The 26,555-nt window shown below is 69.6% G+C and carries 19 protein-coding genes; 3 read left to right on the top strand and 16 right to left on the bottom strand.

Features of this window, described 5'->3' with window-relative positions; translation table 11 throughout:
- Positions 1-59: 59 nt before the first annotated feature.
- The 3 genes from EG812_RS16790 to araB form a co-directional block, all read right to left on the bottom strand.
- Complete coding sequence (locus EG812_RS16790; protein ID WP_198408907.1) at positions 60-1,067, bottom strand: ABC transporter substrate-binding protein; 1,008 nt, start codon at positions 1,065-1,067, stop codon at positions 60-62.
- 129 nt (positions 1,068-1,196) lie between these two features.
- Positions 1,197-1,871, bottom strand: a complete 675-nt coding sequence (locus EG812_RS16785; protein ID WP_013733666.1) for an L-ribulose-5-phosphate 4-epimerase — start codon at positions 1,869-1,871, stop codon at positions 1,197-1,199.
- Positions 1,868-3,553, bottom strand: a complete 1,686-nt coding sequence (gene araB / locus EG812_RS16780; RefSeq protein WP_126712088.1) for a ribulokinase — start codon at positions 3,551-3,553, stop codon at positions 1,868-1,870. Before araB ends, EG812_RS16785 begins: the two co-directional genes overlap by 4 nt.
- Positions 3,554-4,422: 869 nt before the next feature.
- Here araB and EG812_RS16775 point away from each other — a divergent pair.
- The gene (locus EG812_RS16775; protein ID WP_126712087.1) at positions 4,423-6,075 is read left to right on the top strand and encodes a glycoside hydrolase family 27 protein; all 1,653 of its coding nucleotides are present in this window, start codon (positions 4,423-4,425) and stop codon (positions 6,073-6,075) included.
- Positions 6,076-6,291: 216 nt separating this feature from the next.
- Here EG812_RS16775 and EG812_RS16770 read toward each other — a convergent pair whose 3' ends face one another.
- The 4 genes from EG812_RS16770 to chvE form a co-directional block, all read right to left on the bottom strand.
- A complete protein-coding gene (locus EG812_RS16770; RefSeq protein WP_126712086.1) occupies positions 6,292-7,473 on the bottom strand; it encodes an ROK family transcriptional regulator in 1,182 nt (393 codons plus the stop codon).
- Positions 7,474-7,583: 110 nt separating this feature from the next.
- A complete protein-coding gene (mmsB, locus tag EG812_RS16765) occupies positions 7,584-8,834 on the bottom strand; it encodes a multiple monosaccharide ABC transporter permease (protein WP_013733661.1) in 1,251 nt (416 codons plus the stop codon).
- Positions 8,831-10,369: a multiple monosaccharide ABC transporter ATP-binding protein gene (gene mmsA, locus EG812_RS16760; protein ID WP_126712085.1), complete on the bottom strand. Its 1,539-nt coding sequence runs from the start codon at positions 10,367-10,369 to the stop codon at positions 8,831-8,833. Before mmsA ends, mmsB begins: the two co-directional genes overlap by 4 nt.
- Before the next feature lie 107 nt (positions 10,370-10,476).
- Positions 10,477-11,607, bottom strand: a complete 1,131-nt coding sequence (gene chvE / locus EG812_RS16755) for a multiple monosaccharide ABC transporter substrate-binding protein (protein WP_043720736.1) — start codon at positions 11,605-11,607, stop codon at positions 10,477-10,479.
- Between the two features lie 561 nt (positions 11,608-12,168).
- Here chvE and EG812_RS16750 point away from each other — a divergent pair.
- Positions 12,169-13,470, top strand: a complete 1,302-nt coding sequence (locus tag EG812_RS16750; RefSeq protein WP_126712084.1) for a hypothetical protein — start codon at positions 12,169-12,171, stop codon at positions 13,468-13,470.
- A 139-nt stretch (positions 13,471-13,609) separates the two neighbouring features.
- Here the strand turns inward: EG812_RS16750 and EG812_RS16745 are convergent, their stop codons facing one another.
- The 4 genes from EG812_RS16745 to EG812_RS16730 form a co-directional block, all read right to left on the bottom strand.
- Positions 13,610-16,606 (bottom strand): glycoside hydrolase family 95 protein, encoded by a 2,997-nt coding sequence (locus EG812_RS16745; protein WP_126712083.1) that lies wholly within the window; start codon positions 16,604-16,606, stop codon positions 13,610-13,612.
- 366 nt (positions 16,607-16,972) lie between these two features.
- Positions 16,973-17,431, bottom strand: a complete 459-nt coding sequence (locus EG812_RS16740) for a hypothetical protein (RefSeq protein WP_126712082.1) — start codon at positions 17,429-17,431, stop codon at positions 16,973-16,975.
- Between the two features lie 137 nt (positions 17,432-17,568).
- A complete protein-coding gene (locus EG812_RS16735; RefSeq protein WP_199743895.1) occupies positions 17,569-18,324 on the bottom strand; it encodes an SDR family oxidoreductase in 756 nt (251 codons plus the stop codon).
- Positions 18,325-18,326: 2 nt separating this feature from the next.
- Positions 18,327-19,352, bottom strand: coding sequence for a zinc-dependent alcohol dehydrogenase (locus EG812_RS16730; protein WP_013733653.1), 1,026 nt, complete (start codon positions 19,350-19,352; stop codon positions 18,327-18,329).
- Positions 19,353-19,537: 185 nt separating this feature from the next.
- Between EG812_RS16730 and EG812_RS16725 the strand changes: the two genes are divergently transcribed.
- Positions 19,538-20,290 carry a FadR/GntR family transcriptional regulator gene (locus tag EG812_RS16725; protein ID WP_126712080.1) on the top strand — a complete coding sequence of 251 codons (753 nt, stop codon included), beginning with the start codon at positions 19,538-19,540 and terminating at the stop codon, positions 20,288-20,290.
- Here the strand turns inward: EG812_RS16725 and EG812_RS16720 are convergent.
- The 5 genes from EG812_RS16720 to EG812_RS16700 are packed head-to-tail and all read right to left on the bottom strand — an operon-like array spanning position 20,242 to position 26,145.
- Positions 20,242-21,120, bottom strand: coding sequence for an amidohydrolase family protein (locus tag EG812_RS16720; RefSeq protein ID WP_126712079.1), 879 nt, complete (start codon positions 21,118-21,120; stop codon positions 20,242-20,244). The genes EG812_RS16725 and EG812_RS16720 overlap by 49 nt on opposite strands.
- Positions 21,117-22,460 carry an enolase C-terminal domain-like protein gene (locus EG812_RS16715; protein ID WP_126712078.1) on the bottom strand — a complete coding sequence of 448 codons (1,344 nt, stop codon included), beginning with the start codon at positions 22,458-22,460 and terminating at the stop codon, positions 21,117-21,119. Before EG812_RS16715 ends, EG812_RS16720 begins: the two co-directional genes overlap by 4 nt.
- A 52-nt stretch (positions 22,461-22,512) precedes the next feature.
- The gene (locus EG812_RS16710) at positions 22,513-23,553 is read right to left on the bottom strand and encodes an ABC transporter permease (protein ID WP_013733649.1); all 1,041 of its coding nucleotides are present in this window, start codon (positions 23,551-23,553) and stop codon (positions 22,513-22,515) included.
- Positions 23,546-25,087 carry a sugar ABC transporter ATP-binding protein gene (locus EG812_RS16705; protein ID WP_126712077.1) on the bottom strand — a complete coding sequence of 514 codons (1,542 nt, stop codon included), beginning with the start codon at positions 25,085-25,087 and terminating at the stop codon, positions 23,546-23,548. The genes EG812_RS16710 and EG812_RS16705 overlap by 8 nt, the downstream gene beginning before the upstream one ends.
- The gene (locus EG812_RS16700; RefSeq protein ID WP_233579508.1) at positions 25,084-26,145 is read right to left on the bottom strand and encodes a sugar ABC transporter substrate-binding protein; all 1,062 of its coding nucleotides are present in this window, start codon (positions 26,143-26,145) and stop codon (positions 25,084-25,086) included. Before EG812_RS16700 ends, EG812_RS16705 begins: the two co-directional genes overlap by 4 nt.
- Positions 26,146-26,555 lie beyond the last annotated feature (410 nt).

Below are 26,555 nucleotides of genomic sequence, written 5' to 3'. Positions count from 1 at the left end.
CGGGGAAGTGGGCGACGCGGCGGGGCCGCCACGATCAGTGTGGCGACCCCGGGCATCGATCAGTACTTACGGTTGGGCAGAGCCTCCTTGGCCTGCTCCTGGGTGAAGGTGGTCTCCTCGGTCTCGATCCGCGGCGGCACCTCTTCACCGGCGTGCACCTTCTTGGCCAGCTCCATCAGCTGTGGGCCGAGCAGCGGGCTGCACTCCGCGATGAAGTTGAACTTGCCGTCGGCCAGGGCCTGCATGCCATCCTTCACCGCGTCGATGGTGATGATGATGATGTCCTTGCCGGGCTCCTTGCCCGCCGCGGTGATGGCTTCGAGAGCACCCAGACCCATGTCGTCGTTGTGCGCGAAGAGCACGTCGATCTTCGGGTGGGCCTTGAGGAACTGCTCCATGACCTGCTTGCCACCGGCACGGGTGAAGTCACCCGACTGGGAGGCGATGACCTTCAACTTGGGGTCGGCGGCGATCGCCTCGCCGAAGCCCTTCTTGCGGTCGTTGGCCGGGGCCGAGCCGGTGGTGCCCTGCAGCTCGACGATGTTCACGTCGCCGGTCGCGCTCTTCATCTGCTCGACCAGCCACTCGCCCGACAGCCGGCCTTCCTTGACGAAGTCCGAGCCGAGGAACGTCTTGTACAGCGACTTGTCGGCCGAGTCCACGGCGCGGTCGGTCAGGATGACCGGGATGCCGGCGTCCTTGGCCTCCTTGAGCACGGTGTCCCAGCCCGACTCCACGACCGGCGAGAAGGCGATCACGTCGACCTTCTGCTGGATGTAGTTGCGGATGGCCTTGATCTGGTTCTCCTGCTTCTGCTGGGCGTCGTCGAACTTCAGCTCGATGCCCGCCTCGGCAGCCGCCTCCTTGATGGAGTTGGTGTTGGCCGTCCGCCAGCCGCTCTCCGCACCGACCTGGGAGAAGCCCATGACGATCTTGCCGTCGCCGCTTCCTCCTTCGTCGGTTCCGGTGTCACTGTTGCCGCAGGCTGCCATGCCGCCGGCCAGAAGCACGGCGGCGAGCGCCGCGACGGCGCGCCGAGGCGCGAGGGACATTCGCATGTTTCTCATCGGATCTCCTCGGGTGGGGGTGCGGGTTCCACGCCGTCGGCCGAGACCGGCGGCATGGCGTACTGGTGGTGTGGATCCTGTGCACGGTGGTACGAATTCGGTCGCGGCCCGGCCGGGTCGCGGCCGGGGTCAGGTGGTCGTCGCCGGCGCGGGACGTTGGCCGTAGACGTTCTGGTAGCGGTCGTAGAGGGCGTCGATGTCCGCCTGCGCCATCGGCACCGGCTGTCCGAGCGCCCGTGCCAGGTGCGCGGTCCGGGCGACGTCCTCGCACATCACCGCGGCCTTGACCGCGGCCCGAGCGGTACGCCCGATGGTGAAGACCCCGTGGTTGCGCATCAGTACGGCCGGCGAGCGGTGCCCGGTCAGCGTGCTGACGATCCCCTTGCCGATGTCGTCCCCGCCGATCAGCGCGAACGGACCCACCGGGATCTCCCCGCCGAACTCGTCGGCCTGGGCGGTCAGCCAGCAGGGGATCGACTCGCCGCGAGCCGCCCAGGCGGTCGCGTACGTGCTGTGGGTGTGCACCACGCCGCCGACCTCGGGCATGGCCCGGTAGACGTAGGCGTGCGCGGCGGTGTCACTCGACGGCGACAGGTCACCCTCGACCGGTACGCCGTCGAGGTCGCAGAGCACCATGTTGTCGGCGGACAGGTCGTCGTAGTCGACACCGCTCGGCTTGATGATCATCAGGTCCCGGCCGGGTACCCGCGCGGAGACGTTCCCGGCCGTCCAGGCCACCAGCCCGTAGCGGGTCAGTTCGCCGTGCAGCCGAGCGACGGTCTCGCGCAACTCACGCTCGATCATGCCACCTCCTCCGACGCGGTCTCGTTGGTCGACGCGGCCGATCCCGCGGCCGCATTACGGATCGCCCGCAGGCGCAGCATCACGTCGTTGGCGCCGCGACCGAAGTGGTCGTGCAACGTCCGGTACTCGGCGTAGAGCGCGTCGTAGGCGCGTACCCGGTCCGGATCGGGGCGGTAGACCGCCTCGCTGATCCGGCCCATCGCCTGCGACGCCTCGTGGATCGAGGAGTACTCACCGGCGGCCACCGCGGCGTGGATGGCCGAGCCGAGCGCCGGGCCCTGCGCCGAGCCGATGATGCTCAACGGCCGGTTGGTGACGTCGGCGTAGATCTGCATCAGCAGCGTGTTCGAGGTGAGCCCGCCGGCGATCACCAGGTCGTTGACGGGCACCCCCGCCTCGACGAACGCCTCGATGATCATCCGGGTGCCGTACGCGGTCGCCTCCAGCAGCGCCCGGTACACGTCCTCCGGGCGGGTGGCCAGGGTCAGGCCGACGATCATTCCACTGAGGTCGTGGTTGACCAGCAACGACCGGTTGCCGTTCCACCAGTCCAGCGCGACCAGGCCGTGGGCCCCGACCGGCTGGGCGGCGGCGAGCTCGGTGAGCCGCTCGTGCGAGGCGACCTCGGCCGGGGCGGCGTGCTTGACGAACCAGCCGAAGATGTCGCCGACCCCGCTCTGACCGGCCTCGTAGCCCCAGGCTCCGGCGCTGATGCCACCCTCGACGACGCCGCACATCCCGGCCACCTCGGCCGGCTGGGCGCCGTTGACCACGTGGCAGGTGGAGGTGCCCATGATCGCGACCAGTCGGCCCGGTGCGAGGGCCTGCGCGGAGGCGGCGGTGACGTGCGCGTCGACGTTGCCGACGGCCACCGCGATGCCCTGCGGCAGGCCGGTCCAGGCGGCGGCCGCCGCGGTCAGCTCGCCGGCCTTGTCGGCCAGCGGCATCAGCGGACCGTCGAGCTTGGTCACGAAGTCGCCGAAGTCGGGGTTGAGGGCGGTCAGGTAGTCCGTCGACGGGTACTTGCCGTCCTGCATGATGCCCTTGTAGCCGGCCGTGCAGACGTTGCGGGTCTCGACGCCGCACAGCTGCCAGACGATCCAGTCGGCGGCCTCGATGAACCGGTCGGCCCGGCGGTAGACCTCCGGGTCCTCCTCCAGCAGTTGCAGCCCCTTGGCGAACTGCCACTCGGCGGAGATCTTGCCGCCGTAGCGGCCGATCCACGGCTCGCCGCGTTCGTGGGCCAGGGCGTTGATCCGGTCGGCGTGCGGCTGGGCCGCGTGGTGCTTCCAGAGCTTCACCCAGGCGTGCGGGCGCTGCCGCAGCTCCGGCACCTCGCACAGTGGAGTGCCGTCGGCGAGCGTCGGCAGGATCGTGCAGGCGGTGAAGTCGATGCCGATGCCGACGACGTCGCGCGGGTCCACTCCGGCCGCGGCGACGGCCGCCGGCACGGCATGACGCAGCACGTCGCGGTAGTCCTGCGGGTCCTGCAACGCCCAGTCCGGTGGCAGGGACGGGCCGCCGTCGGGCAGTGCGGACTCGATGACGGCGTTGCGGTACTCGTGCACCGCCGTACCCAGTTCGGCACCGTCGCGTACGCGGACCACCAGGGCCCGCCCGGACAGGGTCCCGTAGTCGACTCCGACGACATACCGGTCGCCGACTTCGCCCACACCGCTCATGCTCACCTCCGGCCGATGACGGCCCTCAGTGTTAACGCTCACATCCGGCGTCGTCAAGACACCGGCCGGCAACAGCTCCGTAACGGAGTACGACGACCCGTCCGACCACCCGCAACGAACGGCGCGACACCGCTTACCCGACCCGTGCTGCACCAGATGCCGGGATGCGCCAGCGGTCGTCGATGTCGGGCTCGGTCGGTGCGGGCGTCGCCCGGTCGTCGGCTGCCCGCGACCGCTCCGGCGGCTCCGCCCGCAACGGCCACGTCCAACACCCGGACCGCCGGCCACCGCGACGACGACAACCCCGGAAGCGAGCTTGCCGAGCGATCGACCGACGCCATCCACAAAGGCTTCCGGGCCACCGGCGAAAGCGGGCTCGACTCGGCACATGAGCGTTAACATCCGTCGATTCGGCCGGGGCTACCCGACTCGCGTCCTCGACATCCGCGACACAGCGACGCCGCACCGGAGACGATCACTTACTGAATCGTTTCCACATGCGAAATCAGCAGCGCGAGGACGGGGTAACTGCTTCTGATCAGGTCGAGAAGTCCGCTTGGCATCCATCGACGACGATTTACAGAACTAGATGTCAGCGATAACATCCCTGACATCGGAGCGCCCGTGTCCGGGAGAACCGCCACCGTCACACCGCCCACGTCGTAGCGCCACCACCGTGACGGCCGACGCGATCCTCGGGCGGCCCGTGGGCGACGGCGTCCCCGCCACGGTCGGCGGCACTTCGTTCATCTGACCGCGAGCAGACGACGCTGCCCGCGCCCGCTCGACGAACCAGCTGGGCTGCCCGACAACTCACCGGTCGGTCATCGATGACTACCACTCACCACCCCTGTCCCGAGGAGGATCGAATGCGTGCACGACCACGATGGTTGGCCGTCCTGAGCGTCCTGGTGCTGACGCTCACCACGGTCGTCGTCGACGGACTCCACTCACCGAAACCCGCACAGGCGCTGAACAACGGCGTGGCTCGCACCCCACCGATGGGGTGGAACACCTGGAACACCTTCGGCTGCAACATCAACGAGACGCTGATCCGGCAGATGGCCGATGCGATCGTCAACACCGGCATGCGCGACCTCGGCTACAAGTACGTCGTCGTCGACGACTGCTGGTTCGACCCGAACCGCGACGCGCAGGGCAACCTTCAGGCCCATGCCGGCCGCTTCCCCAGCGGCATGAAGGCCCTCGGCGACTACCTGCACTCCCGGGGTCTGCTCTTCGGCCTCTACCAGGTGCCCCGGGAGAAGACCTGCGCCCAGTACTTCGGCGCCTGGCCCGGTTCCACCGGTAGCCTCGGGCACGAATACCAGGACGCCCGGCAGTTCGCCGCCTGGGGCGTGGACTTCCTCAAGTACGACTGGTGCTCACCGTGGGGCACCATCAACGACCAGATCGCCGGGTTCTCGCTGATGCGCGACGCCCTCGCGGCCACCGGTCGGCCCATCGTCTACAGCATCAACCCGAACAGCATCCACGAGAAGACCGGCCCCCAGCGCAACTGGGGCGACATCGCCAACATGTGGCGGACCACCGAGGACATCACCAACGCGTGGAACACCGGTCAGACCAACGGCTACCCGATGGGCATCCAGAACATCGTCAACGTCAACGTGCCCATCGCCTCGTACGCCTCCCCGGGCTCGTTCAACGACCCGGACATGCTCGTGGTCGGCAACGGCGGCATGACCGACACCGAGATGCGCAGCCACTTCGCCCTCTGGGCGATCATGGCGGCGCCGCTGATCGCCGGCAACGACATCCGTAACGCCAACGCGGCGACGCTGGACATCCTGCGCAACCAGAACCTCGTCGCCATCAACCAGGATTCCCTGGCGCTGCAGGCCGTGCAGGTCTCCAACGACGGCATCCGCCGGGTGCTGGCCAAGCGGCTGGCCAACGGTGACGTCGCGGTCGCCCTGTTCAACCAGGGCAACTCCACCACCACCGTCTCCACCACGGCGGCGGCGATCGGCAAGTCCGGCAACTCGTTCACCCTGCGCGACGCCTGGACCAACACCACCTCGACGAGCACCGGAACGATCTCGGCAAGCGTCCCGGCGCACGGCACCGTGGTCTACCGGGTCAGCGGTGGCGGCACCACCACTCCCCCGCCCCCGCCGACCACCTTCCGGCTGCGCAGCGAATCGTCCGGCCGCTGCCTGGACGTCAACAACAGCGGTACCGCCAACGGCACCGCGACGCTGATCTGGGACTGCCACACCGCCAGCAACCAGAGCTTCACCCAGAACGGTCAGGCGCTGCAGGTGCTCGGCAAGTGTCTGGACATCTCCCCGACCGCCACCCCCGGCACTCCCGTACAGATCTGGGACTGCAACGGCGGCACCAACCAACAGTGGACGTTCAACAGCAACGGCACCATCAGCAACGTCCGCTCCCCCAACCTCTGCCTGGACGTCAACAACAACGGCACCGCCAACGGCACCCCCGTGATCGTCTGGACCTGCCACACCGCCCCCAACCAACGCTGGACCCGCACCTAACACCCCACCCACCCCCACGCCCTTGCGCCCTTGCGCCCGCCCCACCCGCTCGACCCGCCCGCTCGACCCGCCCGTCGATCTTGCACTTTCCGCCTCGACAAAAGCTGCCAATACAGGCATATAGGCGACCCGAAGTGCAAGATCGACGGGGCGGGGGGCGGGGCGGGGGGGGGTGCGGGGTGCGGGGGCGGGGCGGGGGGGCGGGGGGTGTCGGGGTCAGGTGGGGGTGGTCAGGGGGTTGGTGAGGAGGGGGGTGAAGGCCAGTTCGGCGGCGCCGGTGAGGGTGGCGTCGTCGCCGAGGGCGGCGATGCGCAGCTTGACGTGTTCGCGGGCGACCGGCAGGACGTTGCGGGCGATGCGGGCACGGACCTGGTCGGCCGCGCCCGGGTACAGGTCGCACAGCATCCCGCCGAACACCACCATCCCGGGGTTGAACAGATTGATCAGGTTCGCCACCCCGATGCCGAGCCAGTCGCCGACGTGCCGCAGCGCCTCGCGGGCGGCGGGATCTCCCCGGTCGGTGTCGTCGGTCACCGCGCGGATCGCGTCGCGGCCGAACAGTTCGGCGGGCCGACCGGCGGCGTCGAGCAGGGCGCGCTCGCCGACCTCGGCCTCCAGGCAGCCGTACGAGCCGCACCCGCAGGCCCGCCCGTCGTACGGGTTGACCACCATGTGCCCGACTTCGCAGCCGTAGCCGCCGTCGCCGCCCAGCAACCGACCACCGACGATGATCCCGCCGCCGACCCCGACGTCCCCGTGCAGGTAGATGAGGTTCTGCAGGCCGACACCCGCGCCACGCAGGTGTTCGGCCTGCGCGCCCAGGTGTGCCTCGTTGCCCACCAGCACCGGCAGACCGAGCCCGAGCCGGCGACCCAGTTCGGCGCCGAAAGCCTGGTCGACCCAGCCCAGGTCGGGACCGAAGCGCACCATCCCGTCGCCGGGGCGGATCATCCCGCAGTACGACGCGCCCACGCCGACGCAGGTGGCCGACGGTGGCGCGGCGCGATGCAACTGGCGACCGAACCGGGCCAGCACCTCCACCACCTGCGGCAGGTCAGGCCCGGCGCGGGGGCGTACCGCCTCGCGACGGTCCAGGATGACGCCGCCCAGCCCGACCCGGGCGGCGACCAGCCGGTCCACCGCCACGTCGAAGGCGAGGACGTAGATCCGGTCGGACGCGGGCCGCACCAGCAGGGACGGTCGACCGGCACGACCGGTGTCCGACGGGGACTCCTCCTCGACCAGGCCCACCCGGGCCAGCTCGGTGGTCAGCGCGCGGATGGTGCTGCGGTTGAGCCCCATCCGCGCGGCCAGGTCGGCACGGCAGAGCGGACCGTCCAGATGCACATGGCGCAGCAGTGTGCTGGCGTTGCGCCGACGGATCTCCTCCTGGACCAACCCGATCCTCCGGCATCAGCGTCGATGCGGACACCCCGACGCGAGGCAGTGTGGTCAACAGCCGCCGTGACGTCAAGGCGAGGGCCGGGCGACCCATCTACTCCGCACCGTCAACGGGTCGCCCCGGCGCGGCGCTTGTTGTAGACGTCGAACGCGACGGCGACGAGCAGCACCAGCCCCTTCACCACCGACTGCATCGACTGGTCGACGCCCATCAACTGCATGCCGTTGCTCATCACCGCCATGATCAGGCCACCCACCATGGCACCGACCACGGTGCCGACGCCACCGGTGACGGCCGCGCCGCCGATGAACGCCGCGGCGATCGCGTCCAGCTCGAACATGTTGCCGGCCGCCGGCTGCGCGCCGTTGGAACGGGAGGAGAAGATGACGCCCGCCACCGCGGACAGGAAGCCCATGTTGACGAAGATCCAGAAGTTGACCGTACGGACCTTCACACCCGACAGCATCGCCGCCGGCAGGTTGCCGCCGATCGCGTAGACCTGCCGACCGAACACGGTACGCCGGGTGAGCAGCCCGTAGACCAGCACCAGCACGGCCAGGATGATCAGCACGATGGGCAGGCCCCGGGCGTTTGCCAACTGCCAGGCGAACCACATGACCACGGCGCCGACCAGGACCATCCGCGCGACGAACAACGCGAACGACTCCACCGGCTGCTGGTAGCGGATCCGCGCCACCCGGGTACGGAAGCAACTGACCACGTATCCGGCCACCGCGATGCCGCCGATGAGCAGGGTGAAGGCGTCGTAGCCGTCCCCGCCGATCAGCCCGTTGAGGAAGCCGGCCGCGATCCGGTTGTACTCCGCCGGGAACGGCGACAGCGAGATGTTGTCGAGCACCCGCAGTGTCAGACCACGGAACAGCAGCATGCCGGCGAGGGTCACGATGAAGGCGGGGATGCCGACGTACGCGACCCAGAAGCCGTGCCACGCGCCGACGGCGAGCCCGACGGCCACCGCCGCGAGCACCCCCAGCCACCAGGGTTGCCCCTGCCGGATGACGACCACGGCGGAGACCGCGCCGGTCAGCGCCACCACCGAGCCGACCGACAGGTCGATGTGCCCGCCGATGATCACGATGACCATGCCGATGGCGAGCACCAGGATGTAGGAGTACTGGAGGACGATGTTGGTGATGTTGCCGGGGCTCAGCGAGAGACCGTCGGTGAGGAAGGCGAAGAGCGCGACGATGACGACGAGCGCCACGAAGATGCCGCTCTGCCGCAGGTTGTTCATGATCAGCGTACGGGGGTCGCTACTGCCGACGTGCAGTGCGTCGGCGGGCGTACTCTCGGTCGACCCGCCCTTGTGCACCGAGGAGGGCTTGGTGCTGGTCATCTGACGGATTCCTTGTCCTTCGCCATGAGTTCCATGAGCTTCTCCTGGGTCGCCTCGGCCGCCGGCAGCACGCCGGTGATCCGGCCCGCCGACAGGGTGTAGATGCGGTCGCACATGCCCAGCAGTTCCGGCAGTTCGGACGAGATCATGATGACCGCCTTACCGTCGGCCACCAGTTGGTTGATGATCGTGTAGATCTCGAACTTCGCCCCGACGTCGATGCCCCGGGTCGGCTCGTCCAGGATCAACACGTCCGGGTCGGTGAACAGCCACTTCGACAGGACGACCTTCTGCTGGTTGCCGCCGGAGAGCTTGCCCACCACGGACAGCACGCTCGGCGCCTTGATGTTCATGTCGCGCCGGCTGGACTCGGCGACCCGGGTCTCCTCGTTGTCGTGCACCCATCCGGCGCGGGCCAGCCTGCGCAGCCCGGCCGAGGACACGTTGTGCCGGATGTCGTCGATGAGGTTGAGGCCGAAGCGCTTACGGTCCTCGGTCGCGTACGCGATGCCGTTGCCGATCGCCTCGGACACCGACCGTGCCCTGATCTCCTTGCCGTGCATGTACAGCCGACCGGAGATGTCCCGCCCGTACGAGCGTCCGAAGACGCTCATCGCCAGCTCGGTACGGCCCGCCCCCATCAACCCGGCGATGCCGACCACCTCCCCGGCCCGTACGTCGAGGCTCGCACCGTCGACGACCAGCCGGTCCTGGGTGGGATGCCGGACGGTCCAGTCCTCGATGCGCAGCACCTCCGCCCCCGGGGAGGAGACCCGGTCGGGATAGAAGCTGTCCAGGTCGCGGCCGACCATGCCGCGGATGATCCGCTCCTGGGTCACCTCGCCCGAGCCCATCTCCAGTCGTTCCACCGTGCGGCCGTCGCGCAGCACGGTGGTCGAGTCGGCGATGGCGGTGATCTCGTTGAGCTTGTGCGAGATCATGATGCAGGTGATGCCCTGGTCGCGCAGCCGGCGCATCAGGTTCAGCAGGTGCGCGGAGTCGACGTCGTTGAGCGCGGCCGTCGGCTCGTCCAGGATCAGCAGTTTGACCTCTTTGGACAGCGCCTTGGCGATCTCGACCAGTTGCTGTTTGCCGACGCCGAGTTGCACCACGGGAGTGACCGGGTTCTCGTGCAGGCCGACCGAGGCGAGCAGCTTCGCCGCCTCGGCGTTTGTGCGGTTCCAGTCGATCAGGCCGCTGCGGCCACGGCGTTCGTTGCCGAGGAAGATGTTCTCGGCGATGGAGAGGTACGGCACCAGGGCGAGTTCCTGGTGGATGATGACGATGCCGTGGGCCTCGCTGTCGCGGATGCCGCGGAAGTCCACAGGTTTGCCGTCGAGCAGGATCTCGCCGGAGTAGCTGCCCGACGGGTAGACCCCCGACAGCACCTTCATCAGGGTGGACTTGCCGGCGCCGTTCTCCCCGCAGATGGCGTGGATCTCGCCACGCCGTACGGCGAGGGTGACGTCCTGGAGCGCCGCCACCCCCGGGAAGGTCTTGGTGATGCGACGCATCTCGAGGATGTGGTCGTCCATGATCACCGTCCTGCGGTCTCGATCGTGGTGCGGGGCTAAGTGGTGCGGTCGAAGATGGGTCCGGGCTCGGCGGCGGGCACCCACCGCCGAGCCCGGGGAGCATGCCGTCAGCCCTTGGCCTGGCCGGCGGCGACCTCCTCGGCGGTGAAGTATCCGGAGTCGATCAGGACCGGCTTGATGTCGTCCTTGAACACGGTCTGCACCGGCAGCAGGTAGGACGGGACGACCTTGACGCCGTTGTTGTAGGTCTCGGTGTCGTTGGCCTGCGGCGTCTTGTCCTGGAGGAACGACTCACCGGCGACCACGGCCTGCTCGGCCAGCAGCCGGGTGTCCTTGAAGATCGTGGAACTCTGCACGCCGTCGTTGATCAGCTTGACCGAGGCGATCTCGGCGTCCTGTCCGGTCACCACCGGCATGTCGCCGCTGTAGCCGGCGTTCTGCAAGGCGGTGATGATGCCGCGCGACAGGCCGTCGTACGGCGAGAGCACCCCGGCGACCTTGCTGCCGTCGTTGTAGCTCGACGTCAGCAGGTCCTCCATCCGCTTCTGCGCGCCCTCCTGCTGCCAGCGCAGGATCGCCACCTGATCGATCTTGGTCTGACCGGACTTCACCTTCAGCGTGCCGGCGTCGATGAACGGCTTGAGGGTTTCCATGGCGCCGTTGAAGAAGAAGTGGGCGTTGTTGTCGTCGAGCGAGCCGGCGAACAGTTCGATGTTGAACGGTCCGGTCGCCTCGCCCTTCCCGCCGTCCTTGGTCTGCAGGCCCAGACCGACGAGAAGCGCGGTGGCCTGCGCCACGCCGACCTTGAAGTTGTCGAAGCTGACGTAGAAGTCGACGTTCGGGCTGTCCCGGATGAGCCGGTCGTAGGCGATGACCGGGATCTTGGCGTCGGCCGCCGCCTGCAACTGCCCGCTGAGCGCCGTGCCGTCGATCGCCGCGATGATCAGCACGTCGGCACCACGGGTGATCATCTGGTCGACCTGCTGCGACTGGGTGGGGATGTCGTCGCCGGCGTACTGAAGGTCCACCTTGTAGCCCTTGGCCTCCAGCTTCTCCTTGACGGAGTTGCCGTCGGCGATCCACCGCTCGGAGGTCTGGGTGGGCATCGAGACGCCGATGGTCAGATCGCCGGGCTTGTCGCTGTCATTGCCGCCACCGCCGGCGCCGTCACCACTGCAGGCCGCCATGCTCAGCGCCAGGACGACGCTACCGAGAGCGGCCAGGATTTTTCTGCTCACTGGCTTCCCCAATCTGAACTCGCGCCGTCAGCCGGCTGCGTGGGTCGCACTTGGAGGCCAAGTGTTAGCGCTCACATGTACCAGGTCAACACCTGCCCGGAAATCCAGCGGTCACGGTCTCGTAACGTTCCCAGGGCTCCTCCGATCGACCAATTAGCCGCAGGTCAGAGCGGGTCGCGCCGACGAACGCAGCGGCATCTCATCGATGCCCGAGGATGCCTTTGTCGCGTCGAACGCGACTCGGTGGCGGCCGCCGCGCACCACCCGGACGCCACCCTCGCGCCGTCGCGCACCGGGGGCGACGCCGATGACCACGAAGGGTGACAACGGAGACCACAGGAGACAGTCGGAGGCGGCGCATCATCGTCACCGAGCAGGCGACCCCGAGGCCTCCGTCACGACGGCGGCGCCGTCCGAGCGGGTTCCGATGACCCGCCCGTCCTTGACAGCGCACCGACTCTCGGAAGATGCTCTGCTAAATCAGTTTAGCGACTGCATCCCCCGGACCCCTGAGCAGTTGTCAGCACGCGCGGGCCAGTCGCACCCCACCAGGGAGGATCGATGAGACTGCGCAGGGCGCTGATCGCCGTCGCCGCGGCGCTGGCGATCGGCATGTCCGGTACGGCCTACGCCGCAGCCGGCGACCGGGGCGGTGCCGGCGGCATCGCCAGCATCACCCCCATCACCACCGTCTACACCTACGGTCAGAAGGTCTCGGCCGTGGCCGTCGAGTACCCGGCCACGGTCAACCCGCGCACCCTGGACACCTCGACCTTCGCGGTGTCCGACACGACGTACAACTTCCGCTTCAACCCGATCGAAGACCTGCCCAAGCTGGCGGAGCGGACGATCACCCACACCTACACCAACGACGCGCCGACCATCCGCGCCGACCGGCGGTCGGTGCCGGGGCGGTACGTCATCGTGGAGTTGGACCCGGACGAGAACCTCGGCTGGACCGTCGTGCTCTCCAAGTGCCCGACCTTCCTGTGCCACGTCAAGGTCAACGAGGACCTGCCGACCCGGGTGGTCCAGCGCAAGGACGTCCACGCCCAGCCGGGCAACGGCAAGGGCAAGGGTCCGGTGCTGGTCAAGGCGGCGCCGACCACCGCGCACCCGGTCACCGAGCAGGCCGTCAACCTGCTCGTCGACGACTTCCGGTACGGCTCGTACCTCAGCGGCGGCATGGTCCTGCCCTACCACTACCACCTGCCGAAGAACTACCAGCCCGGCAGGACGTACCCGCTGATGGTGGTCCTGCCCGGCCACGGCATGGGCTGGGACGGCGACAACCTGGGCGTGCAGATCGCCGCCGACATCCCGGCGACGGCCTGGTTGCAGTCGAGCTGGACCGGCAGCACCGAGGACGTCATCGTGCTGGCGCCGCAGAACCAGCGGGTCGGTCTGCCCGCCGAGGGGGACCTGCTGATCCGGCTGGTCGAGCAGTTCGTCAAGGACCACCCGGTGGACAGCGGCCGGGTCTACGCCACCACCGTGTCGTACGGCTCGCGTCTGCTGTGGGAGGCGTTCGCCAAGCGGCCCGACCTGTTCACCGCCGGCCTGGTCACCGGTGGCTTCCAGATCAGCGCCGCCCAGGCGACCGCGATCGCCGCCGGTGAGGTGCCGCTCTGGATCACCCACGGGGTCAACGACCACCTGCTCAACATCTCGCTGGCCCGTAACACGCACGCCGCGTTGCGGGCGGCGTACCAGGCGCAGGGCACCTCGCCCGAGCGGACCGCCGAGCTGCTGCGCTACACCGAGTACGGCAACGAGGCGTTCTCGCTGCCGGACTACCACGCCGCCTACGGCCCGACGTACGAGGACAGCAGCATCCTGCGGTGGCTGCTGGCCCAGCGGTGACGCACCGGTGATGATCGTCGCCTGACGCGGCGCGCCGGCCGCGGCACCCCCGTGGTGCGCGGCCGGCGCGCCGCTTTCGATGGTCCGTGCCCGCCCGGCGGTGCGGGCACGGACGTGTAGGGGCCGACCCGGGCGTTCCTCAGCCGCCGATCGCGACGGCGAAGATGTGCATGGTCGGCACGTTGGCGGCCGGTCGCGCGCTGATGTTGGGCAGCTCGACCCGGCTCACCGGCTTGTTCTGCAACCCCACCCCGACGTAGTAGACGCAGGCGGAGACGTTGTGCCGCTGGTTGCCGGGCCGGTTCTGGTACGCCGTCACGATGGCGGCGGTGGCACCGGCGTGCGGTCCGCCGTACCAGTCGGGGGTGCTCAACGTGAAGCTCTGCCGGGTGCCGTCGGCGTAGACCACCGTGGCGGTGCCGGACACCGCACCGTAGGTGCCGGTGGCGAGGAACCCGAGCGTGCGACCCGTACCGGTCACGCTTATCGACTGCCCTGAGGCGATGGCGTTGTCCGCGCCGCCGGGGGCCACGTTCGGCCAGCGGAAGTTCACACCGTTGCGGCTCACCGTGCTGCCCGGGGTGACGCCGGCCTGGGCCAGGGCCTGCGCGGAGAGGCTGGCGCCGTTGCCGTCGAAGTTGGCCGCCCCGGTGTTGGTGTCGTTCGTGGTGCTGGCGTTGCTGAAGCTCTGCTCCAGCGTCGGTGCGGCCGCCGCCGAGCCGGTGGCCCGGTAGGTGCGTCCACCCTGCACGGTGACCTCGATCAGGTCGGTCTCGACACGGGTGGTGCGGGCCGGCGTGCCGTCGGTGGTGTCGACCACGGTGACGGTGCCGGTGAACATCCGACCGCGCAGGCGTACGGTGCCCGGCCGGTCCGGCCGGACGAGGATCTCGGTGGCCTGGCCGTTGCTCCAGGTGATGCCGACGGTGTGCCCACCGCGCCCGCGCAGGCCACTGACCGAGCCGCTGGGCCAGGCGGCCGGCAGGGCGGGCAGCAGGTGCAGTTCACCGGCGTGGCTGTGCAGCAGCATCTCGGCGATGCCGGCGGTGGCGCCGAAGTTCCCGTCGATCTGGAACGGTGGGTGCAGGTCGAACATGTTGGGGGCGAGCCGGGCGGTGGTGGCCAGGTAGCGGATGAGGTCGTGGGCGCGGTTGCCTTCCTCGAGGCGGGCCCAGAAGTTGATTTTCCAGGCCAGCGACCAGCCGGTGCCGTCGTCGCCACGGATCTCCAGGGTCCGGCGGGCGGCCTCGAACAGTTGCGGGGTGCCGCGCCGGGTGATCTGGTTGCTGGGGGCGAGGCCGTAGAGGTGCGAGACGTGCCGGTGGTTGCGTTCGGTCTCCACCCAGTCGTAGAGCCACTCCATGATGTTGCCGCGCGAGCCGATCCGGGTCGGGGCGAGCCGGTCGCGGGTGGCCCGGACCTGGGCCCGGAAGGTGGCATCGGTGTTGAGGATCTCGCTGGCCCGGGCACAGCCGTCGAAGAGGTCGCGCAGGATCTGGTTGTCCATGGTCGGGCCGGCGCAGACGCTGGCGTCGGCATGGTGGCCGATCTCGGGTGAGTTCGACGGGTTGGTGACCAGGTAGCCGAGGCTGGGCTCGGTGACCAGGGTGTCGAGGAAGAACTGCGCGGCGCCCTTCATGGCGGGGTAGTTGGCGCGCAGGAAGTCCAGGTCGCCGGTGAACAGGTAGTGGTCCCAGATCATGGTGGCCAGCCACGCGCCGCCGGTCTGCCACATCCCCCAGAACGCGCCGTCGACCACCGACGATCCGCGCCAGGCGTCGGTGTTGTGGTGGGTGACCCATCCCCCGGCCCCGTACTGCACCTGGGCGGTACGCGCGCCACTGACGGTCAGGTCCTGGATCATCGAGAACACCGGTTGGTAGCACTCGGACAGGTTCGTGGTGTCCGCCGGCCAGTAGTTCATCGGCAGGTTCGCGTTGATCGTGTACTTCGAGTCCCAGGCCGGGGTCAGCGAGTCGTTCCAGATGCCCTGGAGGTTCGCCGGTTGGGTGCCCGGCCGCGACGAGGAGATCAGCAGGTACCGGCCGTACTGGAAGAGCAGGGTCGAGAACTGCGGATCGTTCACCGAGTTGTGCTGGGCGATCCGGACGTCCGTCGGCTGGTCCGCGGCCGACGTACGCCCCAGGTCGAGACTGACCCGACCGAACAGCGCCTGGTAGTCGGCCACGTGCCGGGCGCGCAGCTGGTCGTAGCTGCTGGCCCGGGCCGCAGTGAGGTGCCGTCGCGCGATGCCCTGGTAGTCGCCGCCGACGTTGCGGAAGTTGACATAGCTGGAGCCGATCGAGACGAGCAGGGTCACGCTTGTGGCGCCGGTGACCCGCAGCGTCCCACCGGAACTGCTCACGGTGCCGCCGCTGACGGTGGCGTGCGCCAGCGCGAGGAACCGGACCGCTCCGGTCACGCCTTCCTGGTTGCCGGAGACGCCGTCGAGAGCGATCGTGGCCCCGTCCGGACTGGACACGGTGGTCCGCTGCGGGCTGTCGAACGTCGCGGTGAAGGTGATCGAGGCGGACCGGTCGGCGGTCAACCGCATCGCGATGACCTGGTCCGGCGCGCTGGCGAAGACCTCCCGCTGGAAGCGCACCCCGTTCATCACGTAGCTGACGGAGGTGGTCGCGGTGGTGAGGTCCAGCTGGCGGTTGTACTGCGAGGTGCCGCTGGCGCTGGCGAAGGCCAGCCGGAGATTGCCGACGGTCTGGTATGCCAGTTGCCCGACCGGGTTGCCGAGCATGGTCTGGTTGATCAGGTTCTGGGCCTGGGTCCACTGGTTGGCGAAGACCAGCCGCCGGATCTCCGCGAGCGAGCCCTGGCCTCTGGGGTTGCTGGAGTCGTGCGGCCCACCGGCCCAGACGGTGTCCTCGTTGAGCTGGAGCCGTTCCGTGTCGCTGTTGCCGAACACCATGGCGCCCAGTCGGCCGTTGCCGATCGGCAACGCCCGCAGCCAGTCGGTGCCGGCGGAGCGGTCGTACCAGAGCGCGAGGTCGCCGGCCGCCAGCACCTGTGGGGGTGCCACCGAGTCGGCGCGGGCGACTGCGGTCCACGGCAGCGGCAGCAGGGCGCCCCCGGCGCCGGCCGCGCCGATCTTGAGGGCCTGCCGTCGGGTCAGGTCTGACATCGATCCTCCAAGGCGGTGACCGATCCCGGCCACCCGAAGCGCGGAAACACTGATTGAGGAATCAGCCCGTTGAAGCCAGCCGCGGCCGCGATGCGTCAGGTCGCCGGTAGCCTGCGAACCAGGCAGACATCTGATGTGTTTCGGAAATGTTACTACCGGCTCGTGCGATAGGCAATGGTCGATGCTTGCGGCGAACCTGCCCGACTGACCGGAGAAAACCGCTGCTGGAGGCGATCAGCGAGAGCTGATCGCCCACCTCAGGCGACACCCGGACACGCCGAGGAAGACAGCCAGCGGAGCAGTCACCGGTCGCTTACATCAGATGTTGTCGGGTACGCTTTTCTGCGTCGGGCTGCGTGGTGGCGGCTATCCGGTCCGGCCGCGACGAGGGTGGGGAATCCGGTCCATGTTGGCCAGCCGGACGAGTGCGGCGGTGCGCAGCACGGCGGGCTCGTCGAGGGCGAGCCGGCGCGCATGCTCGACGATCAGGTCCGGTATCCGGTAGCGGGCCCCGCACTCGACGACCAGCCGGCGCTCCACCAGGTCGGCCAGGGTGCGTCGGGCGTGCACGAGGGTCAGGTTGCCCAGCGCCGCCGCCGCGCACACGTCGAAATCCGGGCCCGGGTGCAGACCCAGACAGCGGAACAACCGCCTCCGGCTGGCGGGCAGGGCGTGGTAGGCCAGGTCGAAGGCGGCCGTCGCGGCCCGCTGCTCCGCAGCCGCGTCGAGCGGCTGACGGCGTACGCGGTCAAGCGCGACGAACGCGGCGGCGGTGGTACCGCTCGGCAGCCGCCCCGCGTACCGCACCTGGCCTGGTAGCCGCATGAAACCCCCTCCCACCAGCCGAACTCGGCAGTGACCTCCGACTTCGACGGTGGCCGCCACCGGCGACCAAGGTGTCCTGCTCATGTCGAGAGATAAAATGTTATCGATAACACTGCAGGAGTCAATGGCACGACAGTTCAGCGGGCGAGCCAGCCGCCATCGACCGGGATGATCGCCCCGTGCAGATAGGCCGCGGCGTCGGAGGCCAGGAAGACGGTGATCCCCGCGAGGTCCTCGGGCCGCCCCCAGCGTCCGGCCGGGATCCGCTCCAGGATGGCCTGGTTGCGTTCCGGCTGCTCGCGCAACGCCTGGGTGTTGTCCGTGCTGATGTAGCCCGGCGCGATGGCGTTGACGTTGACACCGTGCCGCGCCCACTCGTTTGCCAACGCACGGGTCAGCCCGGCGATCCCCGATTTCGCCGCGGCGTAGCCGGGCACGGTGATGCCCCCTTGGAAGCTCAACATCGACGCGGTGAAGATGATCTTCCCGCTGCCCCGGGCCACCATGTCCCGACCGACCTCGCGGGCGAGCAGGAACGGCGCGGACAGGTCGACCTCCAGCACGTGGTCCCAGTCGGCGTCGGAGTGCTCGGCTGCCGGCGCGCGGCGGATGGTGCCGGCGTTGTTGACCAGGATGTCCACCGGTCGGTCCCGCTGGCCGAGCCACCGCGCGAGCGCCCGGACGGCCTCGCGGTCGGACAGGTCCGCCCGGTACGGCACGAACGAACGCCCCTGCGCGCCGACCCGGGCCGCGACCTCGCTACCGGTCTCCTCCAGTGCGGCGCTCACCCCGATCACGTCGGCGCCGGCCGCCGCGAGCGCTTCGGCCATCGCCAGGCCGATGCCGCGGCGGCAGCCGGTCACCACGGCCAGCCGGCCACCGAGGTCGAACATCGTCACGCGTCTCCTCCACAGTCGATGAGCACCTTGACGTCGCCACCGGTGGCCAGTGCCTCGAACGCCTGCGCCACCTCGGTCAACGGCACGATGCGGGAGATCAGTCGGTCGACCGGCACCTGACCACCGTGCACCAGACGGACCGCCTCGACGTAGTCCGCGCGCTCGTAGACGCGTACGCCGATCACCTCCAGCTCGCGCCAGAAGATCCGGTGCAGGTCCACCTCGCGGGGGGCGGGGTGGATCGCCACCACGACCAACCGCCCGCGTACGGCGAGCAGGTCCGTCGCCGTACGGACACCGGCGGCTGATCCCGACACCTCGTACACCACCTCGGCACCGGCGCCCCCGGTCACCTCGTGGACGTAGCCGGCGACGTCGACCGTCGCGGGATCCACCGCGGACAGGCCGAGGTCGGCGGCGAGTTGACGCCGCCGCGGGTCGAGTTCGAGCACGGTCACCTGGGCACCGGTCGTCCGCGCGACGGTGCCGATGAGCAGCCCGACCGGGCCGGCGCCGATGACCACCGCGTGTTCACCGGCGGCCAGGCGGGACCGCCGTACGTCGTGCACGGCCACCGCAGTCGGCTCCACCAGCGCGGCGTGGGCCAGGGACAGCCCTTCGGGCAGCGGCACCAGGATCCGCGCCGGTACCGTCCAGGACTGCTGCATCGCGCCGGGCGAGTCGATGCCGACGAAGTTGAGCCGGTGACAGATGTGGGTGTGCCCGGCACGGCAGGCGGGACAGTCGCCGCACCAGTCCAGCGGCATCACCGTCACCGGGTCCCCCACCCGGTGGCCCTCGACACCCGCGCCCAACTCCGCGATGCGGCCCGACATCTCGTGTCCGATCACCGCCGGTCGCTGGACCCGCTGGTCCATCGCGCCGTGGGCGATGTGCAGGTCGGTGCCGCAGATCCCGGTGTAGGCGACCTCGATGCGGACCTGCCCGGGACCGGGCGGCACCGGGTCGGCCTCCTTGACGACGAAGGTCTGGTCGCCGACGTAGTACGCGCTGCGGTTCACGCCGCCTCCTCGGTCAGGTGCTTGTCGACGGACGTGACCGGACGCCGGTCCCGCTGCCCGGGTGGCACGGCGGACCGCGACGGCGACAAACGTCCGATGTCTCTATAGTGGTGGAAGCTGGTACCGGTCACCGCCGGTGGATCCGAGCCGAGGGTGCGAGGCGGGCCGGGCCGAAGGGGGCGTGGATGGCACTGACCGACGACGCGATCGCGAAGATCCGGAGCATGATCCAGAGCGGTGAGTTGCCGCCTGGGGCGCGGCTGCCACCGGAACCACAACTGGCCGCCCAGATGGGGCTCTCCCGCAGCGGCGTCCGGGAGGCGGTGAAGGTGCTGGAGTCGGCCCGGGTGCTCGACGTACGACGCGGTGACGGCACCTATGTCACAAGTCTCGCTCCTCGACTGCTGCTGGAGGGGCTGGGCCTGGCGGTCGAGCTGCTGCGCGACGACACTCTGCTGGAGGTCATGGAGGTGCGCCGGATGCTGGAGCCGGTGGCCACCGGCCTGGCGGCGCTGCGGATGACCGACGCCCAACTCGACGAACTGGCCCAGATCCTGGAGGACATGCGGGCGGCGGCCGACGACGCCGAGAAGCTGATCCAGTTCGACACCGCCTTCCACCACACCGTCATCGCCACCACCGGCAACGAGACCCTCACCTCGCTGCTGGACGGGCTGTCCAGCCGTACGTTGCGGGCTCGGGTGTGGCGTGGCCTGATCGAGGGCAACGCGGCACACAAGACGATCGACGAACACCACGCCATCTATCTCGCCCTGCGTTCGCGTGACCAGCTGCTCGCCCAGGCCAGCGCGTTGATCCACGTGAACACCTCCGAGGCGTGGTTGCGCACGGTGCTCGCGGCCAACGCGGCGAAGGCCCAGCGACGCGCTCATCCGGGTGCTCCGGCGGGGCGGATCGACGGCACGGACAGGCCGTAGGTGCGTACCGCGGTGCCGGCGAAGATCTCGTTGCGCTGCCGGTCGGTAAGCGTCGGCAGGGCCGCCTCCAGGGCCCGCCGCACGCCCGGATAGTCCGACCTGAGCAGGCACACCGGCCAGTCCGAACCAAACATCAGACGATCGGCGCCGAATTGTTTCACCGCCTCCTCGACGAACGGCCGCAGGTCGTCCGGCGACCAGTGCGGCGCCGCCTCGGTCACCAGGCCGGACAGCTTGGCGGTCACGTTCGGGTGCGCCGCCAGGTCGGTCAACGGCGTACGCCACCGGCGCAGTCCCGCCGCGCCCTCGTCGATGCGGGGCTTGCCGAGGTGGTCCAGAACGAACCGGAGTTCGGGCAGCGCCTGTGCCGCCCGGGCCGCGGCGGGCAGCTGATCGGCCCGGATCACCAGGTCGAACACCAGGCCGGCGGCGGCGATCTCGCCCAGTCCCCGGCGTACCTCGGGCCGATCGAGGTAGTCGGGGTCGGTCTCCCCCTGCACCTGCGAGCGGAGCCCGACCAGCAACTCGCCACCGCGCAGCCGCCGGTAGCGGGCAATGGTCTCGGCGACGTCACCTGCGGCAACGTCGAGCCAGGCCACCACCCCCAGGATCGGGGCGGTGTCGGCGGCGTAGCCGAGGAACTCGGCCGCCTCGTCGGGATGGCAGCGACCACCCTCGACGAGCACCGTGCCGTCCACCCCGGTCGCGCTCAGCTCGGCGGTCAAGTCCTGCGGCGTGAACGGCCGGCGGATGACCGCCAGCTCGGGCTCGTCGAGCCAGGTGTAGCCGCGTTCCGGCCGCCACAGGTGGTGATGCGCGTCGATGATCATGCCGGTGCTCCCGCCATGGTCGGGGCGGCCCACTCCGGGCCGTCGGGGTAGCGGTAGTCGGCCAGCGCGGCGGGCACGAGTTGGGCGCTCATGCCCGGCGCGGTGGGGGCCAGGTAGCGGCCGTCGCTGATGCGTACCGGATCGACGAAGTGTTCGTGCAGGTGGTCGACGTACTCGATGGCCCGGTCGTCGGTGCTGCCGCTGAGCGCGACGAAGTCGAACATGGCGAGGTGCTGTACCAGTTCGCACAGGCCCACCCCACCGGCGTGCGGGCAGACCGGCACCCCGAACTTGGCGGCGAGCAGCAGGATCGCCAGGTTCTCGTTGACGCCGGCGACCCGGCACGCGTCGATCTGCACCACGTCGACCGCCTCGGCCTGGAGCAACTGCTTGAACATCACCGCGTTGTGCACGTGCTCGCCGGTGGCCACCTTCACCGGTGCCAGGGCGGCGCGTACGGCGGCGTGGCCCAGCACGTCGTCGGGCGAGGTCGGCTCCTCGATCCAGTACGGGTCGAACACGGCCAGCTCACGCATCCACTCGATCGCCTCGGGTACGCCCCAGACCTGGTTGGCGTCCACCGCGATGCGCACGTGCGGCCCGACCGCCTGCCGGGCGATGCCCATCCGGCGAATGTCGTCGGCCAGGTTGCCGCCGACCTTGAGCTTGATCAGGCGGTACCCCGCCTCGACGGCCTCCCGGCACAGCCGGGCCAGCTTCTTGTCGTCGTAGCCCAGCCAGCCGGGTGTGGTGGTGTAGGCCGGGTAGCCCTCGGCCCGCAGGACCCGCTCGCGCTCGGCGCGGCCGTCGGCGGCGGCCCGCAGCAGCGCCACCGCCTCCTGCTCGGTGAGGGCGTCGCGCAGGTAGCGGAAGTCCACCTGGGCCACGAGTTGTTCCGGGGTGAGGTCGGCCAGCAGCTTCCACAACGGCTGGCCGGCCCGCCGGGCGGCCAGGTCCCACACCGCGTTGACCAGGCCGCCGGCGGCCATGTGCACCACGCCCTTCTCCGGGCCCAGCCAGCGGATCTGGCTGTCGCCGACGAGTCGCCGGGCCAGCGCGCCGGGGTCGGCGACGAGCTCGTCGACCGACTGACCGATCACCATGGCGGCCAACGACTGCACCGCCGCCACCTGGATCTCGGTGCCGCGTCCCACCGTGAAGACCAGACCGTGTCCTTCGGCCCCGGCGGTGGTACGCAGCAGCACGTACGCGGCGGAGTAGTCCGGGAACGGGTTCATCGCGTCCGACCCGTCCCGGTGCCGGGAGGTGGGGAATCGTACGTCGATGGTCTCTACGGACGAGATGAGTTCAGTCACCGGGGCTCCTGTGGGATCGGACATCTGACCTGCCTGTGCCGGGTGCTCGCCGGTCGGGGCGCCGCAGCGGTGCATCTCATGTCTGTGCCTTGCCTCCGGTGATGCGGGAGACCACCAGGGCCACCAGGATGACCGTGCCGTTGAGGAAGTTGGTCCACTGTGCGGGCACACCGGCCAGGGTCAACACGTTGATGATCATGAACAGGAGCAGCACTCCGGTGAAGGCGCCGAACACGGTGCCCTTGCCGCCGTTGAGGCTGACCCCACCGATGACGGCGGCGGCGAACACCTGGAAGATGGCACCGCTGCCCTGCGCCGCGGGCACCGAGGCGAGCCGACCGCTGATCAGCAGCCCGGCCAGGGCGGCGAGCATGCTGGCGACGATCAGCGCGATCCACAGCACCCGGTCGGTACGGATGCCGGCGGCGCGGGCCGCGTCGACGTTGCCGCCGATGGCGTAGAGCGCCCGACCGGCCCGGGTGTAGCCCAGCACCACGATGCCGACCGCGAACAGCAGCAACGACACCCAGATCGACACCGGTACGGCGAACCAGCTCGCCGAGCCCAGGTAGGTCATCGACTCGGGCAGGGCGAAGAAGGTCTTGCCACCGGAGATACCGGTCAGCAGTCCGCGCAGCACGATGAGCATGCCCAGCGTGACGATGAACCCGTTGAGGCCGAACCGGACGATGAGCAGGCCGTTGAAGGCGCCGACGAGGGCGCCGACGGCCAGCACGACCGGGACCGCCCAGGCCGACGGCAGTACGTCGAGCCCGAGGCCACGGGTCAGGGCCGGGTCGACGACCAGCCAGGCGGCGATGCCGGGGGCGAGCCCGAAGGTGGATTCCAGGGACAGGTCCATCTTCCCGGTGATCAGCACGATTGTCTGGGCGAGCACCACGATCGCGATCTCCGACATACTCTGCAGCACGTTGATGATGTTGTCGGAGCTGAGGAAGACCGGGTTGACGACGAAGCCGACGATCGCGACCGCGATGATCGCCGGCACCAGGGCCAGGTCCCGCAGTCGGGCGATGGCCAGCGTCCGTGACGGCGGCCGGGTCGGTGGTGGTGGCGCGGCAGCCGGTGACGCGGCGGTGGACAGCGTCTCAGACATGGTGGAGGTCCACCCCTTCCATGGCGGCTACCAGATCGTTGTCGCTCCAGCCGTGAGCCATCTCGCGGACGACCCGCCCCTGGAACATCACCAGCACGCGGTCGCAGATCCGCAGGTCGTCCACCTCGTCGGAGACGACGAGCACGGTCGTGCCGCGGCGTCGTACCTGCTCGACGACGCCGAGCAGAGTCTGCTTGGACCGCACGTCGACACCGGCGGTCGGCGTGATGAGCACCAGCAGCTTCGGGTCGCTGGCCAGCGCCCGGCCCATCACCACCTTCTGCTGGTTGCCGCCGGACAGCTCCGCGACGGGCACCTGCGGGCCGGCCGCCTTGATCGCGAGGTCGGCGATGCTCTGCCGGGCGAGGGCGTCGCGGCGCGCCGGGGAGATGAGGCCCCGCCGGCCGACCCGGTGCGGCACGGTCATCGTGACGTTCTCCGCGATGGACAGCAGCGGCACCAGTCCCTCCCGGTGCCGGTCCTGCGGGACCAGACCCACGCCGGCAGCCAACGCGTCGGGCACGCTGCCGGGACGCAACCGCCGGCCGTCGAGGGTGACCGTCCCGCCCGCCGGACGGGCCAGTCCGACGATCGCCTCGGCCACCTCGACCTTGCCGCTGCCGCCGCCACCGGCGATGCCGACGACCTCGCCGACCCTCGCCTCCAGCGACAGGTGCGCGCCGGAGGCGGTGACCAGGTCCCGTACCGACAGCAGCACCGGCACCTCGCGCGACGGTGGCCGAGGTGCCGCCTCGGGCATGCTCACGTCCTCGCCCGTCATTGCCGCCACCAGCGCCAGCCGGCTCAGCTGCGCCACCGGGGCGGTCACGATGTGCCGGGCGTCGCGGAACACCGTCACCTGGTCGCAGATCTCGTAGATCTCCTGGAGATGGTGGCTGATGAACAGGAACGTCACGCCCTGGGCGCGCAGGTCGCGGATGCGGGCGAACAACCGCCCGATGCCCGCGCCGTCCAGTTGGGCGGTCGGCTCGTCGAGGATGATGAACCGGGCCCCGAAGGACAGTGCCCGGGCGATCTCCACGAACTGCCGCTGCTCGACGGTGAGCGTCGCGGCGGGCTGGCGTACGTCGACGTCGACCGACCATTCGGCGAGCAGTTCCTGGGCCTGCCGGCGCAGGGTGTTCCAGCGGATCAGCCGGCCCGGCCCGCGGGCGTGCCGGTTGAGGAACAGGTTCTCCGCCACCGTCAGGGCCGGGATGATCGTGGACTTCTGGTAGACGCAGGCGACCTGCCGCCGCCACGCGTCGCGGTCGCCGAGCGGCGGTGCCGGCGCGCCGGCGAAGATCACCCGGCCCTCGTCGGCTGCCTGCAGGCCGGTGAGGATGCCGACAAGCGTGGACTTGCCGGCGCCGTTGCGCCCGACCAGGGCGTGCGTCTGCCCGCGCCGGACCACGATGCCGGCCTCGGACAGGGCCAGTGTCGATCCGAAGCGTTTGGTGACGTTCACCGCCTCGACGACGGGCTGGTCGTCGCCGACCGGCCCGGCGCTCGGGGCTTGCCGGGTGGCGCTCATCCGTTGTTGCCCCACAGCGCGGCGTCGTCGAACTTCGTGGTGGGTTCGCCGCCGATCGGCGCGCCGTCCAGGGTCACCAGCGGCGCGGGCAACTGGTCCTCCAGCAGCCCGTCACGCACCTGAATGATGGTGCTGCCGTGCTCGGTCGGGCCGGGCTGGAACGTCTTGCCCTCGATCGCCGCCTTGACGTACTCCAGCCCGTACTTGGCGTAGAGGTCGGCGGGCTGGCTGACGGTGGCGTCGATGAGGCCCGCGCCGATGTTCTTCAGCTCCTCGGGGATGCCGTCGTTGGAGACCACGAAGACGTGCCTGGGGTCGGTCGGGGGCACCTGAAGACCGCGTTGCTTGAGGATCTGCAGCGTGCCGGAGAGGGCGAACGACGACTGCATGTAGATGCCCTTGATGTCCGGGTCGGAGGCGAACCGGGTCTGGAGCTTCGACGCCGCCACGTCCGCCTTCCAGTCGGTGGCCTCGCCGAAGACGGTGATGCCGGGGAAGTCCCGTTGCATGCACTCGTTGAACGCCTCGGTGCGGTCCCGGCCGTTGATCGAGTCGAGGCCGCCCTGGAGCATCACCACCTTGCCCTTGCCGCCGAGCTTGGTGCCGAGGAACTGGCAGGCCTTCGTCCCGTACGCGCGGTTGTCGGCGCGGACCACCATGAACACGTTGCCGGTGTCCGGCCGGGTGTCGATGGTGACCACCGGGATCTTCTTGTCGTCGAGCTGGGCCAGCGTGGGCGCGATGGCTGCGGTGTCCTGCGGTGCCATCACCACGCCCTTGACCCCCTGGCTCATGAAGGTCTGGGTGTTCGAGATCAGGTTCGCGATGTCGTTCTGCGAGTTGGTGGTCTTCAGGTCGACTCCCAGCTCGGACGCGAACTGCGGCACGTAGGTGATGTACGAGTTCCAGAAGTCGGTGTCGGAGCGCGGGTAGTCCACCCCGACGAGCAGTTCGGAGCCGGACCCGTCGGTCGCGTCGTTGCCGCAGCCGGCGGCGAAGGTGGCCGACGCGGCGAGCATCGTGGCCACCCCCATACCGAGCAGAGCCCTACGGTTCATTGCCGTTCCTCCATATCGGGAAGTCATCGACACGGTCGCGCCCGGGGGACGGCGGCGACGCGGGTCGGACGGGGATGGCGAAGGATCAGACATCAAAGGCGACCTAGACATCGGACGTTATACGTTTCCGCCGCGTAACGTCAACGCCTCGATCCCGAGGCGGACGCGGCACTCGGCGCACGGGTCCGCGAAGAAGACACGCCGATAGGTCTGATGATTGCCTTGGGGCGACGACTCAGTGGGGCGAGCGGCTCATTCGCCGATGTCGGCGGTCACAACCGGTCGCCGATCGATCACTGTTTCGCGTTGAAGGGGCGCTGCGGGAACGCTAACATCGACGCCCGGTGATTGTCATCCCTCGTCCCGAATCGTCCCCGGGACGGCGCACCGAAGACCGGCGTCACTGGCAG

This window comes from Verrucosispora sp. FIM060022, assembly GCF_003977705.1.
Lineage (GTDB): Bacteria > Actinomycetota > Actinomycetes > Mycobacteriales > Micromonosporaceae > Micromonospora > Micromonospora gifhornensis.
The sequence above is the reverse complement of the archived record's forward strand: the minus strand, read 5'-3'. Positions and strand labels throughout refer to the sequence as shown.

What these genes read in the sequence shown, in the direction of transcription:
- EG812_RS16715 (WP_126712078.1), bottom strand. Translation starts at nt 22,460, where the DNA reads ATGTCCGATCCCACAGGAGCCCCGGTGACTGAACTCATCTCGTCCGTA.
- EG812_RS16700 (WP_233579508.1), bottom strand. Translation starts at nt 26,145, where the DNA reads ATGAACCGTAGGGCTCTGCTCGGTATGGGGGTGGCCACGATGCTCGCC.
- EG812_RS16710 (WP_013733649.1), bottom strand. Translation starts at nt 23,553, where the DNA reads ATGTCTGAGACGCTGTCCACCGCCGCGTCACCGGCTGCCGCGCCACCA.
- EG812_RS16775 (WP_126712087.1), top strand. Translation starts at nt 4,423, where the DNA reads ATGCGTGCACGACCACGATGGTTGGCCGTCCTGAGCGTCCTGGTGCTG.
- EG812_RS16720 (WP_126712079.1), bottom strand. Translation starts at nt 21,120, where the DNA reads ATGATCATCGACGCGCATCACCACCTGTGGCGGCCGGAACGCGGCTAC.
- mmsB (WP_013733661.1), bottom strand. Translation starts at nt 8,834, where the DNA reads ATGACCAGCACCAAGCCCTCCTCGGTGCACAAGGGCGGGTCGACCGAG.
- EG812_RS16725 (WP_126712080.1), top strand. Translation starts at nt 19,538, where the DNA reads ATGGCACTGACCGACGACGCGATCGCGAAGATCCGGAGCATGATCCAG.
- EG812_RS16785 (WP_013733666.1), bottom strand. Translation starts at nt 1,871, where the DNA reads ATGATCGAGCGTGAGTTGCGCGAGACCGTCGCTCGGCTGCACGGCGAA.
- EG812_RS16735 (WP_199743895.1), bottom strand. Translation starts at nt 18,324, where the DNA reads ATGTTCGACCTCGGTGGCCGGCTGGCCGTGGTGACCGGCTGCCGCCGC.
- EG812_RS16790 (WP_198408907.1), bottom strand. Translation starts at nt 1,067, where the DNA reads ATGAGAAACATGCGAATGTCCCTCGCGCCTCGGCGCGCCGTCGCGGCG.
- EG812_RS16705 (WP_126712077.1), bottom strand. Translation starts at nt 25,087, where the DNA reads ATGAGCGCCACCCGGCAAGCCCCGAGCGCCGGGCCGGTCGGCGACGAC.
- araB (WP_126712088.1), bottom strand. Translation starts at nt 3,553, where the DNA reads ATGAGCGGTGTGGGCGAAGTCGGCGACCGGTATGTCGTCGGAGTCGAC.
- EG812_RS16750 (WP_126712084.1), top strand. Translation starts at nt 12,169, where the DNA reads ATGAGACTGCGCAGGGCGCTGATCGCCGTCGCCGCGGCGCTGGCGATC.
- mmsA (WP_126712085.1), bottom strand. Translation starts at nt 10,369, where the DNA reads ATGGACGACCACATCCTCGAGATGCGTCGCATCACCAAGACCTTCCCG.
- EG812_RS16745 (WP_126712083.1), bottom strand. Translation starts at nt 16,606, where the DNA reads ATGTCAGACCTGACCCGACGGCAGGCCCTCAAGATCGGCGCGGCCGGC.
- EG812_RS16740 (WP_126712082.1), bottom strand. Translation starts at nt 17,431, where the DNA reads ATGCGGCTACCAGGCCAGGTGCGGTACGCGGGGCGGCTGCCGAGCGGT.